The sequence below is a fragment of the Ralstonia sp. RRA genome (assembly GCF_037023145.1).
Taxonomy (GTDB): Bacteria; Pseudomonadota; Gammaproteobacteria; order Burkholderiales; family Burkholderiaceae; genus Ralstonia.
In genome coordinates, this window is sequence record NZ_CP146091.1 from 1,735,029 (window position 1) to 1,753,077 (window position 18,049).

Annotated in this window: 12 protein-coding genes; 2 read left to right on the forward strand and 10 right to left on the reverse strand. The window is 62.4% G+C overall.

Going from position 1 to position 18,049, the window contains the following annotated elements; translation table 11 throughout:
- Nucleotides 1–5: 5 nt before the first annotated feature.
- From V6657_RS08600 to V6657_RS08645, 10 genes are all read right to left on the reverse strand, one after another.
- Nucleotides 6–5,462 carry an ESPR-type extended signal peptide-containing protein gene (locus tag V6657_RS08600; RefSeq protein ID WP_182570809.1) on the reverse strand — a complete coding sequence of 1,819 codons (5,457 nt, stop codon included), beginning with the start codon at nucleotides 5,460–5,462 and terminating at the stop codon, nucleotides 6–8.
- A 356-nt stretch (nucleotides 5,463–5,818) separates the two neighbouring features.
- Nucleotides 5,819–6,349 (reverse strand): DUF4019 domain-containing protein, encoded by a 531-nt coding sequence (locus V6657_RS08605; RefSeq protein ID WP_048932982.1) that lies wholly within the window; start codon nucleotides 6,347–6,349, stop codon nucleotides 5,819–5,821.
- On the reverse strand, nucleotides 6,346–7,026 hold the full coding sequence (locus tag V6657_RS08610; RefSeq protein WP_048932983.1) for a response regulator transcription factor: 681 nt from the start codon (nucleotides 7,024–7,026) through the stop codon (nucleotides 6,346–6,348). The genes V6657_RS08605 and V6657_RS08610 overlap by 4 nt, the downstream gene beginning before the upstream one ends.
- A gap of 664 nt (nucleotides 7,027–7,690) precedes the next feature.
- Nucleotides 7,691–8,473, reverse strand: coding sequence for a 1,6-dihydroxycyclohexa-2,4-diene-1-carboxylate dehydrogenase (locus V6657_RS08615; RefSeq protein WP_048932984.1), 783 nt, complete (start codon nucleotides 8,471–8,473; stop codon nucleotides 7,691–7,693).
- Nucleotides 8,470–9,498, reverse strand: coding sequence for a benzoate 1,2-dioxygenase electron transfer component BenC (benC, locus tag V6657_RS08620; RefSeq protein ID WP_048932985.1), 1,029 nt, complete (start codon nucleotides 9,496–9,498; stop codon nucleotides 8,470–8,472). Before benC ends, V6657_RS08615 begins: the two co-directional genes overlap by 4 nt.
- Nucleotides 9,499–9,546: 48 nt before the next feature.
- A complete protein-coding gene (benB, locus tag V6657_RS08625) occupies nucleotides 9,547–10,035 on the reverse strand; it encodes a benzoate 1,2-dioxygenase small subunit (protein ID WP_048932986.1) in 489 nt (162 codons plus the stop codon).
- A complete protein-coding gene (locus V6657_RS08630; RefSeq protein ID WP_048932987.1) occupies nucleotides 10,032–11,390 on the reverse strand; it encodes a Rieske 2Fe-2S domain-containing protein in 1,359 nt (452 codons plus the stop codon). Before V6657_RS08630 ends, benB begins: the two co-directional genes overlap by 4 nt.
- Nucleotides 11,391–11,418: 28 nt before the next feature.
- A complete protein-coding gene (gene catA / locus V6657_RS08635; protein WP_048932988.1) occupies nucleotides 11,419–12,354 on the reverse strand; it encodes a catechol 1,2-dioxygenase in 936 nt (311 codons plus the stop codon).
- 54 nt (nucleotides 12,355–12,408) lie between these two features.
- Entirely contained in the window at nucleotides 12,409–12,699 is a 291-nt protein-coding gene (catC, locus tag V6657_RS08640; protein ID WP_048932989.1) for a muconolactone Delta-isomerase, read from the reverse strand.
- Between the two features lie 41 nt (nucleotides 12,700–12,740).
- A complete protein-coding gene (locus tag V6657_RS08645; protein ID WP_048932990.1) occupies nucleotides 12,741–13,850 on the reverse strand; it encodes a muconate/chloromuconate family cycloisomerase in 1,110 nt (369 codons plus the stop codon).
- 110 nt (nucleotides 13,851–13,960) lie between these two features.
- Here V6657_RS08645 and V6657_RS08650 point away from each other — a divergent pair, with 110 nt between their 5' ends.
- The gene (locus V6657_RS08650) at nucleotides 13,961–14,872 is read left to right on the forward strand and encodes a LysR family transcriptional regulator (protein ID WP_048932991.1); all 912 of its coding nucleotides are present in this window, start codon (nucleotides 13,961–13,963) and stop codon (nucleotides 14,870–14,872) included.
- A 120-nt stretch (nucleotides 14,873–14,992) separates the two neighbouring features.
- A complete protein-coding gene (locus V6657_RS08655) occupies nucleotides 14,993–18,031 on the forward strand; it encodes a transglycosylase domain-containing protein (RefSeq protein WP_048932992.1) in 3,039 nt (1,012 codons plus the stop codon).
- The last annotated feature ends 18 nt before the right edge of the window (nucleotides 18,032–18,049 follow it).

Sequence of the window (18,049 nt, forward strand, 5' to 3'; positions counted from 1 at the left end):
GCGGCTTACCACTGCATGGATGCGCCCATGCCGAATGTCGTGCCGTTGCCGGGGCTCGTGCTGACCCCGGCCCGAACCTTGATGTTCTCGGTCACACGTGCGGTGCCACCCACGGCCACGGCCTGATAGCCGTGATAGAAGCCCGAGCCGATGCCGAGCGAGAGCGTTTTGTCCTTGTCGACGTCGGGGATCATCGTCAGCGCGGTTGCCGCCGCAACCCCGGCATAGGCGTTACGTGCCACGTTGTTGACGTTCTGCTGCAAGCCATTGAGCTGCTGTGTCACGTTGGCGTTCGACTGGCCGATCGCGGAGTTGAGCTGGCTCAGGTTGACGGCATCCGTGCTCTGCGTGCCGGCAGCCACATTGGTGATCTGCCGCTCGGCGCCGGCTGCCCCCACGCTCACCACGTTTGCCCGCCCGCTATCGCTGGAGTTGCCGCCCAGCGCGACAGAGTTGTTGCCCGTGCTGACGGCACCGCTGCCAGCAGCAGTGCTGTTTGCTCCAGTGGCCAGCGGGGGCGTATAGGTGGTCGGGTTGCCTGTGATCCAGGTGTTGGCTGCAGCCTGCAGGCCTGAAGACACATTGGCCGCTGGCCCAGTCCCCCCACCGACGTTGTTACCCAACCCACCGCTGCCGTTGCCTACGTTGCCATACGTTGGCGATGTCACCGCGCCGGTCGACGTGTTGTAGCTCGAACCGCCCCCCAGGTTGTTTGCCACCGTCGAGCCCAGGCTGTTGACCTTGCTGCTCAGCGCGGCAATGGCCTGATCGGCGGCGTTCAGTTGCGAACCATTGATCGCATCTGTGCTGCTTGCGTTGATCCGCCCTGCTGCCACATTGGTGATGGTGCGCTCGGCACCCGGTGCGCCCACACTGACGGTGCTGATCGGGGCGCCACCGGCAAACGTATAGAGCGTTCCGTTGATCGTGGCAGAAGGCGTGGCAACCGTTGCTGCAGTCACGCTGCCAGCGCCCAGTGCGATGTCGCCGGCATAGTTGGAGATGGCCTTCGGACCGATCGCGACACTGTCCATGCCCAATGCCTGGCTGTCCGGAGCCGTGCTGTTGGCGTGGAAGTACTTGATGCCCGTGCTGTTGATTGCGTCCAGCGCCGCACCCACGTTATTGACGGTGGACGTTGTACCGTTGGCGTTGCTGACGGTGTAGGTCGGCCCAGTGACCGCGCCGGTCGACGGGTTGATGGATGCCCCGCCGCCCAGGCCAGCCACAGCACTACCGAGTTGGCCGACGTTCACGGCATCGGTCTGCGCAACGCCGGGGGCCACGTTGTGCAATGTCACCGGCCCGGTTGCGGCTCCCACCAGTGTCAGGTCTTGCGATGGCTTACCACCATTGGGCGTCGTGGGCGAAGACGGATTGCTGTATTGCACCGGCCCCACACCGCCATTTGCCACGGAACTGACAAGATTGTTAATCGTCTGGTTGGTCGCATAGAGCTGCGAGCCGTTGACGGCATCCGTGCTGGTCGCAGAAACCTGCCCCTTCGCCACGTTGGTGATGACGGTGTTGGCTGCATTGATGCCGGTGATGGTCAGGCTCGGGCCGCTACCACCATTGGTGGTCACGCCTGTCGAAGTGATGCTCGTGCCGCTGGCAGCCGGCCCCACCGTCACGCTGCCGGCCACGTTGACGTTGTTCGCCAGGTTGAAGGTGACGTTGTTGCTTGTCGACGACTTGCTCACGACGATATTGCCGTCCGTGTTTTTGAGGTCAACAGTGCTGCCCGTTGCGCTGTTCGGGCCCACGTTGGTGGCGTTCGCGCCTTGTGCACTGACATTCCAGCCGGCACCGGCCGTCGCATTTACGGCGTTGAGTTGGCTCACGTTCACCGCATCGGTTGGGGCTGTACCGGCCGCCACGTTGGTGATGACGGTGTTGGCGGCGTTGATGCCCGAGGTGGTCAGGCTCGGGCCCGTGCCGCCATTGGTGGTTACGCCACTCGAGGTGATGGTTGTGCCGCTGGCCGACGGCCCCACCGTCACGCTGCTTGCCACATTGACGTTGTTCGCGAGATTGAAGCTGACGTTGTTGCTCGTCTTCGACTTGCTCACGACGATGTTGCCATCCGTATTGTTGAGGTCAACAGTGCTGCCCGTTGCGCTGTTCGGGCCCACGTTGGTGGCGTTCGCGCCTTGTGCACTGACATTCCAGCCGGCACCGGCCGTCGCATTTACGGCGTTGAGTTGGCTCACGTTCACCGCATCGGTCGGGGCTGTGCCCGCTGCCACGTTGGTGATGACGGTGTTGGCAGCGTTGATGCCTGTGGTGGTCAGGCTCGGGCCCGTGCCGCCGTTGGTCGTCACACCCGTCGACGTGATGGTTGTGCCGCTGGCGGCCGGGCCGACGGTCAAGCTATTGGCGACGTTGACGCTGGGCGCCAGATTGAAGCTGACGTTGTTGCTCGTCTTCGACTTACTCACGACGATGTTGCCGTCGGTGTTGTTCAGATCAACGGTGCTGCCTGTCGGGCTTGCCGACGACACCGTAGTCGCATTTGCACCCTGCGCGCTGACGCCCCACCCTGCACCCGCCGCCTGCACGGCGGAGTTGAGCTGGTTCACGTCGACCGCGTCGGTGCCATTTACACCGGGCGCGATGTTGGTGATGGCGTGGCCGCCGCCGTTGATGCCGGCGCTCGTGACACTCGGGCCGCCGATGATGGTCAGGCCGTTGGTGTTGAGCACACTGTTGCCGGTCGTCACGCTGGTGAACGTTGGCGTCATGCTGGTTGCCAGCGTGATGTTTGAGCCGTTCTGCGTGATGGTGACGTTGTTGCCCGCCGTGAACGTTGCGGTGCCGCCCGGTGCGACATTGGTCACAGAGGTGCCGCTGGCCGTGCCGGTACCCGTCTGGGCCGTCGTCACGTTCCAGCCTTTGTTCGCAACCGCGCTGACCGCGTTGAGTTGGTTCATGTCCACGGCATCCGTGCCATTGACGCCGGGCGCGATATTGGTCACGGCTAAGCCACCACCGTTGATGCCTGTGCTGGTCACACTCGGCCCGCCAGTGATCGTCAGACCGCCGTTGTTCAACGTCGAGTTGCCGGTTGTCACGCTGGTGAACGTCGGCGTCATGCTGGTTGCCAGCGTGATGTTCGATCCGTTCTGCGTGATGGCGATGTTGTTGCCTGCGGTGAACGTTGCCGTGCCACCCGGTGCGACATTGGTCACAGAGGTGCCGCTGGCCGTGCCGGTACCCGTCTGGGCCGTCGTCACGTTCCAACCTTTGTTCGCAACCGCGCTGACCGCGTTGAGTTGGTTCATGTCCACGGCATCCGTGCCATTGACCCCCGGTGCAATGTTGGTGACCGTCAGGCCTCCGCCGTTGATGCCACCCGTGGTCAGACTCGGGCCATTGCCACCGTTGGTTGTCACGCCCGTCGCTGTGATGGTTGTACCGCTGGCAGCGGGGCCCACGGTCACGCTATTGGCGACGTTGACGTTGGGCGCCAGGTTGAAGGTAACGTTGTTGCTTGCCGTCGTCTTGCTCACGGCGATGTTGCCGTCGGTGTTGTTCAGATCCACCTTGGTGCCGGTTGCGCTGTTCGGGCCGACGTTGGTGGCGTTGGCGCCCTGTGCACTGACATTCCAGCCGGCACCGGCGATCGCGTTGACGGCATTCAGTTGACTCACATTCACCGCATCAGTCGATGCCGTGCCGGCAGCCACGTTCGTGATCGTGGTGTTGGCAGCGTTGATGCCCGCGCTGGTGACACTCGGGCCACCCGTGATCGTCAGGCCATTGGTGTTCAGCACGCTGTTGCCGGTTGTCACGCTGGTGAACGTCGGCGTCATGCTGGTTGCCAGCGTGATGTTTGCGCCGTTTTGCGTGATGGCGACGTTGTTGCCTGCGGTGAACGTTGCGGTGGCGCCCGGTGCGACATTGGTCACGGTAGTACCCGCGGCCGTGCCGGTGCCGCTTTGCGCCGTCGTCACGTTCCAGCCCTTGTTGGCGACCGTATTGACAGCAGCGATCGCCTGATTGGTGGCGTAGAGTTCGGAGCCGTTGACGGCATCTGTGCTGGTGGCGCTGACGCGGCCTGCTGCGACATTGGTGAGGGTGCGTTCCCCACCTGCGGTGCCCACGCTCACCGTGCTTGTCGGGCCGGTGCCCGCCACGGCATAGGTCGTGCCTGCCACGGTCACGCTTGCGGTACTCACAGCGGCAGCCGTGGAGGAACCCGAACCCAGTGCCACATCCTTCGTAAAGTTGGCAACCGCCCCGTTGCCCAGGGCAACACTATTCCCCCCGATAGCGGATGCCGATGTACCGAGTGCCGATGCGCCTGCCCCCGCACTCGAAGAGCCCGCGCCAATGGCAATCGCACTGCTGCCCGTGGCTGACGCCCCGGCCAAGCCTGCGGTTGTGGACCCAGCCGTACCCGAGCCAATAGCGATCGCGCTTGTGCCGCTTGCCACTGCGCCTGCACCGCCCGAGCCCGCAGCTGCAGAGCCTCCAGCTCCACCATCACCGAGGGCAATGGAGCCCGAGCCGGTTGCCGCGGCACCTGCGCCTCCGGTCGCGCCCGCGGCCGAACCACCCGTGCCGCCGGCACCGATCGCTATCACACCCACGCCCGACTTCGCCTGCGCGCCAGCGCCTCCTGCAGCCACCCCACCAGCGCCAGCGGAGCCCACTGCAATTGCGCCCGCCGTCGCGGCCGAAGCGCCACCGCCCACGGCAAACGACGCATTGCCCGTCGCACTGGAGCCAACCGTACCGTTGCCGCCCAACGCCACCGAGCCGACACCGGATGAAGTGGCGGAATAGCCCAGCGCAACGGAACCTGTATTCGTGGCGGCGGAAGACTGGCCGATTGCGGTGGACTCGTTGCCGGTCGCTTTTACGCCGGCGGCATTCGCATGTCCGCCGATCCCGATCGCATCGACGCCCGTCGCCACTGCCTGGTCACCGATGGCGACCTGAGAACCCGTGCCGTTCGCGTTGGAGGTCGCACCGATGGCAATCGGCGATGTGCCGCCAGTGGGGTTGCTGCTCAATGCCTGCGCACCCTGCCCGATGGCGATGGCACCGTTCTGAAACGCCGTGCCCGATGTACCGGCCTTTGCGCTGCCGATGGCGATGGCGCCAGCACTCGTCGAGCCGCCCGTGGCTGCCGCGCCGCTACCGATGGCAACAGAAGCCGCACCCGATGCACTGGCGGCATTCGCGCCGGTACCGCTGCCGATGGCCACCGCGGTGCCCGTTGCCGTGCCGAACGTGCCATTCGTGTACTGGGCATGGGCGGTGCCGCCGAGCAGAGTCGCCAGCACCAACGCGATGGCAGACTTCCTGTGCCACTCACCGCCTGCTTGCGAGACACGCGCACCAACGGTCTTGCCCCGTGCCGTGCCGGTCTTGCCTCCGCCGCGACATGTCTCTGCCACCACAACCGTCAGGTTTTTGACGGCGCTGTGTTTTGTCTTATAGATCAGGTTCAATTCGCTTCCCCAGAAAACGTATTACGCAGAAGCGGCACGATAAAATGCTCGCTCTGCTTTTCTTATTGAATGCCTGACGGCCGTATGCGGCGTGCCTCCGATTACGTCGGAGTTGATGGCATTCTTGAAGCAAATGTAATAAGGGGAGACGCGTTCAATGCAAAATTTCTACAAGCGAATGCAATGCAATGTCAAATCTCAGCAGAGCGATTCACCGCGAGTTTCTCTCAACTAAGAAATGTAGCAAATGTGAATCAATCGACGGGCTGATCCGTCAATTCAAAAGAGGAGGCGTTGAGAACTGAGGCGCAGAAAGGCCCGGTATCCATCTAGGTATACCGGCCGCAGAAATCGCCTCAAGGCGCTGGACTGCGGCCGATCGAGGAAATTGGCGATAACGAGAAAATTGCCGGTCGCGTAGGGATTCCGTTTGAACCCCTCCGCTCAGAGTCGCCGACAAAATGCCATTGCCCATCCAACTCCGCTCGAAAGCTCAGTAACTTGTATGTAATACCCCCCATTTTCAAATGCGCGGCATAATCGACATTGGCATAGAGGCCGTCCGGAATATCTCGATCATGCTGATATTCGATACGAACGATGGATGCCCAGCCATGATCCAGTATCCCGCCACCATCTCGGTGGGTGGCTTGCATCTGCTGGACGAACGCCTCTTTGCTGACAACCGCTCGAACCAAGGGTGCGGCCCCGTCCCAGACGGCGCCGTATTGCCCCATCTCCAGCTGGCCAACAACGCGATCCGCCAGCTGCAGGATTTCGTCGGCAGACGTTCCCGGCGCCGCCTGTACCTGTGCCTGGACCGTCGCCGATATCAGCATGCCAAGAGCAAGAAGGCCGTTGCGAAGAACCCGCCCATCCCACGTCATGCGCTCTCCAGTCGGTACCCGGCCCCGTACACCGAGATCAGCTTCACGCCGTTTCCGGGGTTCAGTCCAAGCTTCAGCCGGATCTGCGAGATGTGCGTATCCAGCGTGCGGGACTCCCCAGCATAGGACTCGCCCCAGATCGCGCTCACCAGATAGTCTCGCGTCAGGAGCTTTCCCTTGCGGGAGAAAAGCTTGTAGGCAAGCTCGTACTCCTTGCTTGTGAGCTTGATCTCCCGACCTTCCACAAAGGCAACACGACGCGCGTTGTCGAACTTGAACGCTCCCAGCTCGAGCGTGCTTTCGGCCTCTTCCTGATACAGCCTTCTCAGAATGGCTTCGATGCGGGCCTCCAGCACGGCGGCGCTGATCGGCTTGATGATGTAGTCATCTGCGCCCTGACGCAGGGCTGCCACGATCTCCGACTCGAACGCCGCGCTTGTTACGAAAGCAACGGGCGTTCGATCTTCTTTTTTCTGCCTCAGCCAAAGCAGTATTTCCATCCCTGACATTCTTGGAACATGCCAATCAAGAATCAGGAGATCATAAGACTCGCGCTGCAGATTCTTGAATATCTGCATGCCGTCCGAGAATGAAACGCAAACATGCCCTAGACGATCAATCACTGATTCCATCAGCGAAAGAAATCCAGGATCGTCTTCCAATACAGCGATCCGCATTGCTACTTCCCCGTTGACTTAGATATCGTTATTTATTTTTAATAATCGATACTATGTACAGCACCAGTCGGCCGCTTTCTTTTTCAGGAAAGTTCCTTGTTGAAGCAGCGTGACAAGGCTAGAAATAGCATGCCTATCGCGGGGGAATTCCAAACAATTGCAAGATCCTCGCGCCCTTGTTTCATCTATGGTCAGGCGGCCGTTTGAATCAGGGGCATTGTGAGCGCTTCGTCGATGGATATTTGCGAAAATGCTCACCCAATCACTTTCATGTAAGCATTTTGCAGTCAGACCTCATGAGAACCGAGATGGATGGCATGCGGTGGTTCTACCGAGCCATAAGTGTCGCTGCTGATGAAAGAAAAATCGCAATGTGAATCGATCGTGGATATCACGACCTTAGTAATGCATGCGACATTGAGATAAGGCGTGGTAGGACACTGCAGGTCGTCAGCGAATTAGCCCCGGCATTTGACAAAGCCTTGCTTTCCTCACAATTGCAATGCTTAACCTGAACGAATCGAACTGCTGCCCCACCCCCCTTAGCAGTTCGGTTCCCCGTCGCATGAATGTCCATTCATGCCACGTTGTGCAGCGCCAAGCGGCGTGCCCGCTTGGCGTTTTTTTTATCGCGCGACCCACTGGAGCTGCAGTGTGTCCCTGACTAGCCCAGGTCTCCGCCGCCAACCGGCAGCACTGTCCCGGTGATGTAGGAGGCCTCGTCTGATGCCAGGAACAGGATCGCCCGCACCTGCTCGCCGATCGTGCCGTAGCGGTGCATCGGGCTGCAGGCAATGGTCTGGTCGACGATGCCCTGGTACCAGACGGTTTCCTGCTCCGACATGGGCGCCGCATTGCGCGGAATCTTGCGCGGCGGTGCCTCCGTACCGCCCGTGGCGACGGCGTTGACGCGGATGTTGTCTCCCGCATGCTCCAACGCCAGGCTCGCCGTGAGCGCATTCACGCCGCCCTTGGCCGCTGAATACGGAATCCGGTAGATACCGCGCGTGGCAATCGACGACACGTTCACGATCACACCCTGCTGGCGCTCGACCATGTGCGGCAGCACCGCGCGGCAGCACCAAAGGGTCGGGAACAGCGAGCGGCGGATCTCCGCCTCGATCTGCGCCTCTTCATAGTGCTGATATGGCTTGGCCCAGATCGTGCCGCCAACGTTGTTGATGAGCACGTCGATGCGGCCGAAGGTGTCGAGTGCGGTCTGCACGGCATGCTGGGCGCCTGCGTAGGTTTCCAGATCCGCCGTGACAGCGTGCGCCTGACCGCCGGCTGCGGCGATTTCGGCCTGCACTTCGTAGACCAGTTCGGCGCGGTCCACCAGCAGCGCCTTGGCACCCTCTTCTGCCGCCGCCAGTGCAACGCCGCGCCCGATGCCCTGCGCCGCCCCAGTCACGACGACGGCCTTGCCTGAGAATCGTTGCATGCTCATGCTGCCTTTGCGTTCGGTACTGCGTTGGGCGTGAACTTCTCGTAGTGGAAGCTGTTGGGTTTCACACCTTCGTCGTCGAAGTATTTGCGCACGGCATCGACCATCGGCGGCGGACCACACAGATAGACATCCACGTCACCATCGTTCAGTGCGTCGGCTGGGATGTGCTGCGTCACCCAACCCTTGCGCGGGTGGCTCGACGCGGCGTCGGCCACAACGGTGGCGTAGCTGAAATTCGGCAGCCGTGCCACGTAGGCATCGATGGCCTCGACCTGGACGAGGTCAAGGTCACGCGTCACGCCGTAGATCAGATGCACCTGCTGCTGAGAATTGGCGCGCGCCAGCACCTCGAGCATCGACAGGAACGGCGCAAGGCCGGTGCCGCCGGCCAGGAATAACAGCGGGCGTTGCACATCGCGCAGATAGAAACTGCCCAACGGCCCCTGCAGATCGAGCTTGTCGCCCGGCTTTGCGGCTTCGAGCCAGGTGCTCATCACGCCGCCGGGAATCTTCTTGATCAGAAAGCTGACCTTCGTTTTACCGGGCGCCGAAGAGAACGAATACGAGCGATGCTGGCCGCTCCCCGGCACGCCGATGTTGACGTACTGACCGGGCAGGAACACTGGCGCAGTCGCATCGACATCCAATTCGAGTACCACCGCCGCATCGTTGTGCAGCTCGACTTTCGACAGCGTTGCCCCGAAGCTGCTCTGCCCGGTCTTGCACGTGGTCGACGTGGTCGGCACCGCGATCACGCAATCGCTTTGCGGCACCATCTGGCACGTCAGGACGAGGCCGGTGTTCTTCTCGTCTTCGGTCAGGGCGTCGTCGATGTAATCGTCACCGAGGTCGTAGCTGCCGCTCTCGGCGCGGCACTTGCAGGTGCCGCACACGCCGTCGGAGCAATCCATCGGCAGGTTGATCTTGGCGCGGAAGGCGGCGTCGAGCACCTTCTCGCCCGCTTTGCAATCGATGAACCGCGTAACGCCGTCCTCGAAATTCAGTGCAACTGTGAAACTGGACATGGGATACCTCCACTGCCTTGGATACGTGCGTCGTTCATCTACCTGAGGTCAAACGTGATAGACGTCGAGCACCTGCCGGATGTAGTCGTTCTTCAGGACGATCTTCTTGGATGCGATCAGGAAGTCGTCACCGGCTTTGCGCAGGGTGACGAACATCGTGCCGAAGAAGTGGTCAGTGGTCTTGTACCGGTGGCTGATCGTGTGGAAGTTGTAGCGCACGTCGACTTCACTGTCGCGTTCGGCCAGGACCTCCACGTTGGTAATGCAGTGGCTGGTTCTCGGCTCCGGCGTGGACGCGCCACTGCGCTCGGTCTTGATGCGGAAGACGCGATCCTCCAGCCCGCAGCGATTGGCGTAGTACATCAACGAGATTTCGCTCTGCGGGTCTTCGGTCAACTGGTCGTCGTCATCCCAAGCCGGCATCCAGTAGGTGACGTCTTCCGCGTAGCACTCCAGCCACGCGTCCCACTGGCGGTCGTCCAGCAGGCGCGCCTCGCGGTACAGGGCCGCGCAGATGTTCTGGTAGTCGGCGCTCATGCTGGCACCCCTTCGCGTTCCGTCTTCAGTGCATTGCGCATGACTTGCACCCAGTATTCGTGCTGGCAGACGAACAGGCCTTCGTCTTCACTACGCTCGCCCGAGATGAGGGGCTTCAAGCCCATCTTCGTGGCGTTCTCGTCGGGGCCGTGCACCCACAGCGGCGCGCCGCGCGAGAGGTCGTTCCACAGGGCGGTGGTGCCGGCATAGCCGTTCTGGCAGGCGCGGAATTCCTCCAGGTCATCCGCGGTGCCCATGCCGGTGACGTTGAAGAAATCCTCGTACTGGCGGATGCGCGTTGCGCGATCGGTAGCGCTCTCGCCCTTCGGCGCAAAGCAGAAGATCGAAACTTCGGTCTTGTCCACGCTGATCGGCCGCACCACGCGAATCTGCGTGCTGAACTGATCCATCAGGAACACGTTCGGATACACACACAGGTTGCGGGTCTGGTTGATGATGAAGTCCGTCTGCGTCTCGCCCACGCGTGCCTTGATTTCGTCACGGTGCGCATAGACGGGGCGCACTTCGGGGTTCATCGTCTGGGTCCACAGCAGGATGTGGCCGTGCTCGAACCCATAGACGCCCGCCACAGACTTGCTCCAGCTGTTCGCATCCACCGCCTGCGTGCCGCCCTCCTTGCGCCGCCCCATCGTCGCGGCGTAATTCCAGTGCACGGTGCTGACGTGGTAGCCGTCGCAGCCGTTCTCCATCTGCATCTTCCAGTTGCCGTCGTAGACGTACGAGGAGTTGCCGCGCAGCACTTCCAGGCCTTCCGGCGCCTGGTCGACGATCTGGTCGATGATCACGCGGGCTTCGCCCAGGTACGTTTCGAGCGGCTGCACATCGGCGTTGAGGCTGCCGAACAGGAAACCACGGTAGTTCTCGAATCGTGCGACCTTGCGCAGATCATGCGAGCAGTGCGTGTTGAACTGCACCGGATACTCGGTGGTCTTTTCGTCCTTCACTTTGAGCAGCTTGCCGGTGTTGGAGAACGTCCAGCCGTGAAACGGACACGTGAAGCTGCCCTTGTTGCCGTGCTTGCGGCGGCACAGCATTGCTCCCTTGTGCGCGCAGGCGTTGATGACTGCGTTCAGCTCCCCAGTCTTGTCGCGGGTGATAACGATCGGCTGGCGACCGATCCACGTGGTGTAGTAATCGTTGTTGTTCGGAATCTGGCTTTCGTGCGCGAGATACACCCAGTTGTTCTCGAAGATGTGCTTCATCTCCAGTTCGAACAGACCGGGGTTGGTGAAGATGTCGCGACGGCAGCGGAAAATGCCCGCCTCTTCGTCATCCACCACCGCGGTCGAGAGCAGGTGATCCAGTTCGTTGGCTTTGTCGATCAAGGCGGACATGGTCGTCTCCACTTAGCGTTCTAAGGTCTCAGACCTCGGCCGAAGCGCGCAGGCGGTTCACGCGCTGGTTGTCCTTGCCCTGCACCAGCGGCGTCAGGACGACGTTGAATTCGATGTCCTTGTACGCGTCGGTTTTCAGGTCGAGCGCGGCACCGCCGGTTTTCTCGACCACATGCGGAATCAACTCTTCGCGGGTGGCATAGGCAAAGTCGTCCCAGATCAGCGGATCGCCTTCGATGTTGAATTGCGTCGTCAACTTGCGGTGCCCATCGCTGGAGACGAAGAAGTGCACGTGCGCCGGACGATTGCCGTGGCGGGCCAGCCCATTCAGCAGTTGCTGGGTCGCGCCTTGCGGCGGGCAACCGTAGCCCACCGGCATGAGCGTGCGGAATTCGTACTTGCCATCGGCACCGGTCCGGACGGCGCCGCGCAGGTTGAACGGGCTCTGCTCACCGGTCGGATCGAAGTGCGAGTAGAAGCCGTTCGAGTTCGCATGCCAGCACTCGAGCAGGGCGCCGGCCACCGGCTTGCCGTCCTGGCCCGTCACCGTGCCGTGAATGATCAGCGGGCCCGCGGCCGGGTCCGGGTCAACGTCGATACGGGACACGCCATCGCGCACCGTTGCGCCCGCCACGTACAGCGGGCCTTCGATCGTGCGCGGCGTACCGCCGTTGATGCCGAGCGCTTCGTCCGCGGCGTCCATACGGATGTCGAGGTACTTCTCCAGGCCCACACCAGCGGCGAGCAGTGCTGCCTCTCCGTCCTGGCCGAGCTTGTTCAGGTAATTGATCCCGGCCCAGACCTCATCCGGCGTGATGTCGAGATCGTCGATGGCCTTGAACAGATCCGCCAGCAGACGGTGGGTGATCTGCTTCAGGCGGGCGTTGCCTTCTTTGCCATCCAGGTTGGTCGCAGCCTTCAGCAGGTCCTGCACTTCTTTCGTTTCGAATACGCGCGCGTTCATGATGGGTGTCTCCATTGGGTTCTTTTGGGGGAATGTCCGGGCAATCTTCCTGACTCAGGCGTCGTCGCCGCGGACGGACGACGGGTGCCGGCACAGCGGCGTCACGGCAATCTGCATGTACGGAAACAACGGCAACGCCGTCAGGATGTCGTGCAGCTCGGCGTTGCTCTGCACATCGAAGATGCTGACGTTCGCGTACTCGCCAACCAGGCGCCAGATGTGGCGCCACTTGCCGCTGCGCTGCAGCTCCTGCGAGTAGGCTTTTTCGCGCGTCTTGATCTCGTTGGCGACATCGGTGGGCATGTCGGCAGGCAGGCGGACATCCATGCGGACGTGGAACAGCATCGCAGTCTCCTTGGTGGGGTGTTGTTGTCTTGGTTTTTTCTTTATTGCCTGCGCAAGCGAGCAAGCTTGTCGCGGTCAATCTGGATGCCCAGGCCGGGGCCGGTCGGCACCTGCAACATGAAGTCGCGGTACTGCAGTGGCTCGGTCAGCAGTTCTTGCGTGAGCAACAACGGGCCGAACAGCTCGGTGCCGAACTGCAGATCGCTGAAGGTGGAAAACACGTGTGCCGAGGCAGCCGTGCCAACCGCACCTTCGAGCATCGTTCCGCCGTAGAGGCTGATGCCCGCGAGCTGCGCGATGGCCGCCACCTGCATGGCCGGAACTAGCCCGCCGGACTGCGCGATCTTCACGGCAAAGACATCGGCGCTCGCGCTGCACGCCAGTTCGAAGGCGTCCATCGGACCGTGCAGCGCTTCGTCGGCCATCATCGGCACAGCAAACTGACGGGCGAGGCGTTCCAGCGCGGCGCGGTTTTCAGCGCGGACCGGTTGTTCGATCAGGTCGATGCCGCCGGCTTGCAGCGCGGCGATGCCGTTGGCGGCGTCGAGTTCGCTCCAGGCCTGGTTGACGTCCACACGCACACTCACGGCGTCACCCAGCGCGCGCTTGATCGCCAGCACATGGGCCACGTCGTCGGCCACCGGGCGCAGGCCAATCTTCAGCTTGAAGATGCGGTGGCGGCGCTCGGCCAGCATCGTTTCTGCCTCGGCAATGTCCTTCTTGGTGTCGCCGCTGGCTAGCGTCCAAGCCACCGGCAGCGCGTCACGCAGGCGGCCGCCCAGCAGTTCCGACAGTGGTACGCCCAGCCGACGCGCCTGGGCATCGAGTAGTGCCGTTTCCAGCGCGCACTTGGCAAAGCGGTTGCCCTGGATGGTCTTGCGCACCTTTGCCATGGCAGCCGCCACGTTGCGTGCATCCATGCCGATCAGCAGCGGCGCGATATGCGTGTCGATGTTGACCTTGATGCTCTCGGGGCTCTCTTCGCCGTAGTTGAGGCCGCCGATGGTGGTGGCCTCGCCCCAGCCTTCGATGCCGTCTTCGCAGCACACGTGCACGAGGACCAGCGTCTGCACGTGCATGGTGGCAACGGAGAGCTTGTGGGGACGGATGGTCGGCACATCCACTAGAATGGCCTCGATCGAGCGAATCATGTTTTCCAGGTATCAGAAGAACTGCGTTCAACGTGGAAACCAGATTACGCAGCGCGATTTATTGCGTCCAACACCGATTTAGTATCGGCTTCATACCTATAAGGTTGGATATGGAACTGCGCCACCTACGCTACTTCGTGGCCGTCGCTGAAGAACTGAACTTCACCCGCGCGGCCGAGCGCCTGCATATCGCACAGCCGCCGCTCTCGCGACAGATTCAGCAACTGGAAGAGGAAATCGGCGTGCTGCTGTTCGAGCGCGGTAGCCGCCCGCTCAAGCTGACCGAGGCTGGCCGCTTCTTCCACGCGCACGCGCGCCAGTTGCTGGCGCAGACGGCTGAACTGGCCTCGATGACGCAGCGCGTCGGCCAGATCGAGCGGCGCCTGTCGATCGGCTTTGTTGCCTCGACGCTGTACGGGATGCTGCCGAAGGTCATCCGGCGGTTTCGGGTGGAGTACCCGATGGTCGATCTGACCATGCACGAGATGACCACCATGGACCAGATCCAGGCGCTCAAGGACGGCCGCATCGACGTGGGCTTCGGCCGCATCCGCTATGAAGACCCGAACGTGCGCCGCATCCTGCTGCGCGATGAGCGGCTGATGGTTGCTCTGCCCTCGGGCCATCCGTTGCTGGGCGCCAAGCCTGCGGCGTCGCTGCGCGACCTGGTGGGCGATACGCTCATCATCTACCCCCGTGCGCCGCGCCCGAGCTATGCCGACCAGGTGCTCGCGCTGTTCCACGACCGTGCGCTGGAGCCGGCCAGTATCTACGAGGCACGGGAATTGCAAATCGCCCTCGGGCTGGTTGCCGCGGGCGAAGGCGTATCGGTGGTGCCGCGCAGCGTGGCCGGCCTGCAGCGCGAAGATGTCAGTTATATGGAACTGGACGACCCGCAGCTGGTCTCGCCCATTATCTTCAGCACGCGTCTGCTGGATGAGTCGGAAGACATCCAGGCCATACTGAACCTGACCTACCGGCTGTACGAAGAGCAGAAGATTCCGCACTACCGGCCGACGTAAGCCTTGCAATACGGGCGCGCAAAGTTACACATGCGGAGGCATGTCGGTGGACTGGACACGACGGCCGCATGGGCTAGATTGAAGTGAAGCGCCCGTCTGCCTGCGATTGGAGCGTAGCGAGTGAAAAGAATACGCCGCCCGTTCAAGTTGTTGGCCCTGATTGCCGCGCCACTCCTGCTGCTTGCGGTAGCTGCCTGGTTTGTCGCCGAAGAATTGCGGACATCGGCGTGGCAGGCCGACTACCTCGCCCGCCTGGGCAAAGCGCAAACCTTTCCCGTCAAGCCGGGGCCCAACGCTTCCGCGCGCTACCCGAATTCCGGCCCATACGACGAGCGCCTGGGCTACCACCAGCTCCCTGCATTTCTCGACCGCCTGCATACGCGGGGCTACATCGTCGCCCAGCAAGCCGTGCCGTCAAACGACATGCTCTCACTCATGGAGCGCGGCCTGAATGCGCCTTACCGTGAGAAAGACCAGGCCGGCCTGGAACTGCTCGACGATGACGGCCGACCAATCTACCGCGTGCGTCACCCCGAACGCATCTACGACCGCTTTGACGCCGTTCCGCCGCTGCTGGTCAACTCGCTACTCGGGATCGAGAACCGCACCCTGCTCCAAACCGACTATCCCAAGCGCAACCCCGCCGTTGAATGGACCCGCCTGGCGCGCGCCGTGTGGGACCGCGCGCTTCGCTTGGCCGATTCGGAGCACGAATCCCCCGGCGGCAGCACACTCGCCACGCAAATCGAAAAATACCGTCACTCACCCGAAGGCCGCACCGATTCCCCCAGCGAGAAACTGCGGCAGATGGCTTCCGCCTCCGTACGCGCCTATCTGAATGGCGAAGACACCACCGCCGCGCGCCACCAGCTCGCCGTCACCTACCTGAACACCGTGCCGCTGGGCGCGCGCGCCGGCTTTGGCGAAATCCAGGGCATTGGCGATGCACTGTGGGTCTGGTACGGGCGCGATTTTGCGGAGGTCAACAAACTGCTGGCGGCAGATTCCACCGCGCCGGTAGCTGCCCGCGCGCTGGCGTACAAGGAGGCGTTGAGCCTGCTGGTGTCGCAGCGGCGGCCGTCGTACTACCAGGAGAATCTCGACGATCTCGAATCGTTGACGAATGCCTACCTGCGCATCCTGGCCACGGCAGGCGTCGTTCCGGCGGATTTGCGTGATTCGGCACTTGCGCAATCGCTCAAGCAGCAGGCCCAGCGCGTGCACCCACCCGCCACACCCATCGAGCGCAAAGGCACCAACGCCGTGCGCGTCAACCTGGCGGGCATGCTGGGCGTGCCGCGCATGTATGCACTCGACCGGCTGGACCTGACCGCCAGCAGCACACTCGACGCGCCGCTGCAGCATGAGATCACCACCGAGCTGCGCAAGCTGCAAGACCCGGCACGTGCCAAGGCCGCCGGCCTCGTCGGCGACAAGATGCTCGAACACGGCGACCCGCGCGGCGTCACCTATAGCTTTACGCTTTACGAACGCGCGCCCGGTGGCAACCGCGTGCTGGTGCAGGCCGATACCTTCGACCAGCCATTCGATATCAACGAAGGTGTGAAACTGGATCTGGGCTCCACCGCCAAGCTGCGCACGCTGGTGACCTATCTGGAGATCGTGGCCGAGCTGCACAAGCGTTATGTCGACCAGCCGCCGGCCGCGCTGCGCAAGCTCAACATCTCCCCGCAGAACCCGATCGAGCGCTGGGCCGTCGACTACCTCGCACACGCGCAGGACCGCTCCCTGAACGCCATGCTGGAAGCATCGATGGAGCGCAAGTACTCCGGCAACGCCGGTGAATGGTTTACCACCGGCGGCGGCATGCAGAGCTTCGAGAACTTCGAGAAATGGGAGAGCTATCAGCAATTCACCGTGCGCGAGGGGCTTAAGCACTCCGTCAACCTCGTCTTCGTGCGGATCATGCGCGACATCTCGCGCTACTTTCAGCACCAGTTGCCCAGCGCCGGCGCAGAAGCACTGGAGGACACGGATTCCCCCCAACGGCAGATCTACCTGCAACGCTTTGCCGACCGCGAAGGCAAGCTCTTCATGGGCCGCTTCTATAAGAAATACCGGGGCAAGACGGCTGAGGAGCAGGAAGACACGCTCGTGCAGAGCACGCATGCGACCCCCGTGCGGCTGGCAACGATCTTCCGCAGCATCAACCCGCAAGCCGGGCCGGACAAAATGGCGGCCTTCATTCGCGCCTATCTGCCTGGCGCCAAGCTGGATGAGGCGACAGTCACCAAGCTCTATAACAACTATGCGATCCAGCGCTTCGACCTGGCGGACCGCGGCTACATCGCACGGCTGCATCCGCTGGAGCTGTGGCTGGTGGCGTACTTGCGTGAGCATCCGCAGGCCACGTTGGCGCAGGTCAACCAGGACAGCGCAGCCGAGCGGCAGGCCGTCTACAAGTGGCTGCTGCAATCCCACCGCAAGGGCGCGCAGGACAAGCGCATCAAGCAGTTGCTGGAGATCGAGGCCTTCCAGTCCATCCACACGATGTGGAAGCGGCTTGGGTATCCGTTTGAATCGCTGGTGCCGTCGTACGGCACAGCCATCGGTGCCTCCGCAGATCGCCCGGCCGCACTGGCGGAGCTGATGGGCATCATCGAGAACGACGGCATACGCCTGCCCAGCGTGCGCATCGACCGCTTGCGCTTTGCCGCCAACACGCCCTACGAAGTGCTGCTCTGCCGCGACCCTGGCGCTGGCGAGCGCGTGTTGCCGCCAGAGATTCCGTCCATCGTCAAAACCGCGTTGGCCGGCGTCGTACAAGGCGGCACCGCCAAGCGCATCGACGGCACCTTTGTTGATGCAGACGGCAAACCCGTCGCCGTGGGCGGCAAAACCGGCACGGGCGACAACCGCTTCAAGACCTTCAGTCGCGGCGGCGGGCTCATCTCCGAACGCGTGGTCAGCCGTTCGGGCGCGTTCGTCTTCTACCTGGGGGATCGCTACTTCGGCACGGTCGTCGCCTATGTGGCTGGCGCGGATGCGGCCAAGTACAAGTTCACCAGCGCATTGACGGTGCAAGTATTAAAAGTGCTGGCGCCCACCCTGATGGGCTACCTGGATTTGGCAGAGGCAGCCCCCGCGTTCAACTGCAAGGTGCCGCAAGCCACCGCACAAGAACAAAAACTGGATTGATCCCCAGCCAGCCAAGCA

Bases quoted from the DNA above. Each gene is read 5' to 3' on its own strand.
- V6657_RS08605 (WP_048932982.1), bottom strand. From the start codon at position 6,349: ATGACGTGGGATGGGCGGGTTCTTCGCAACGGCCTTCTTGCTCTTGGC.
- V6657_RS08610 (WP_048932983.1), bottom strand. From the start codon at position 7,026: ATGCGGATCGCTGTATTGGAAGACGATCCTGGATTTCTTTCGCTGATG.
- V6657_RS08615 (WP_048932984.1), bottom strand. From the start codon at position 8,473: ATGAGCATGCAACGATTCTCAGGCAAGGCCGTCGTCGTGACTGGGGCG.
- benC (WP_048932985.1), bottom strand. From the start codon at position 9,498: ATGTCCAGTTTCACAGTTGCACTGAATTTCGAGGACGGCGTTACGCGG.
- benB (WP_048932986.1), bottom strand. From the start codon at position 10,035: ATGAGCGCCGACTACCAGAACATCTGCGCGGCCCTGTACCGCGAGGCG.
- V6657_RS08630 (WP_048932987.1), bottom strand. From the start codon at position 11,390: ATGTCCGCCTTGATCGACAAAGCCAACGAACTGGATCACCTGCTCTCG.
- catA (WP_048932988.1), bottom strand. From the start codon at position 12,354: ATGAACGCGCGCGTATTCGAAACGAAAGAAGTGCAGGACCTGCTGAAG.
- catC (WP_048932989.1), bottom strand. From the start codon at position 12,699: ATGCTGTTCCACGTCCGCATGGATGTCCGCCTGCCTGCCGACATGCCC.
- V6657_RS08645 (WP_048932990.1), bottom strand. From the start codon at position 13,850: ATGATTCGCTCGATCGAGGCCATTCTAGTGGATGTGCCGACCATCCGT.
- V6657_RS08650 (WP_048932991.1), top strand. From the start codon at position 13,961: ATGGAACTGCGCCACCTACGCTACTTCGTGGCCGTCGCTGAAGAACTG.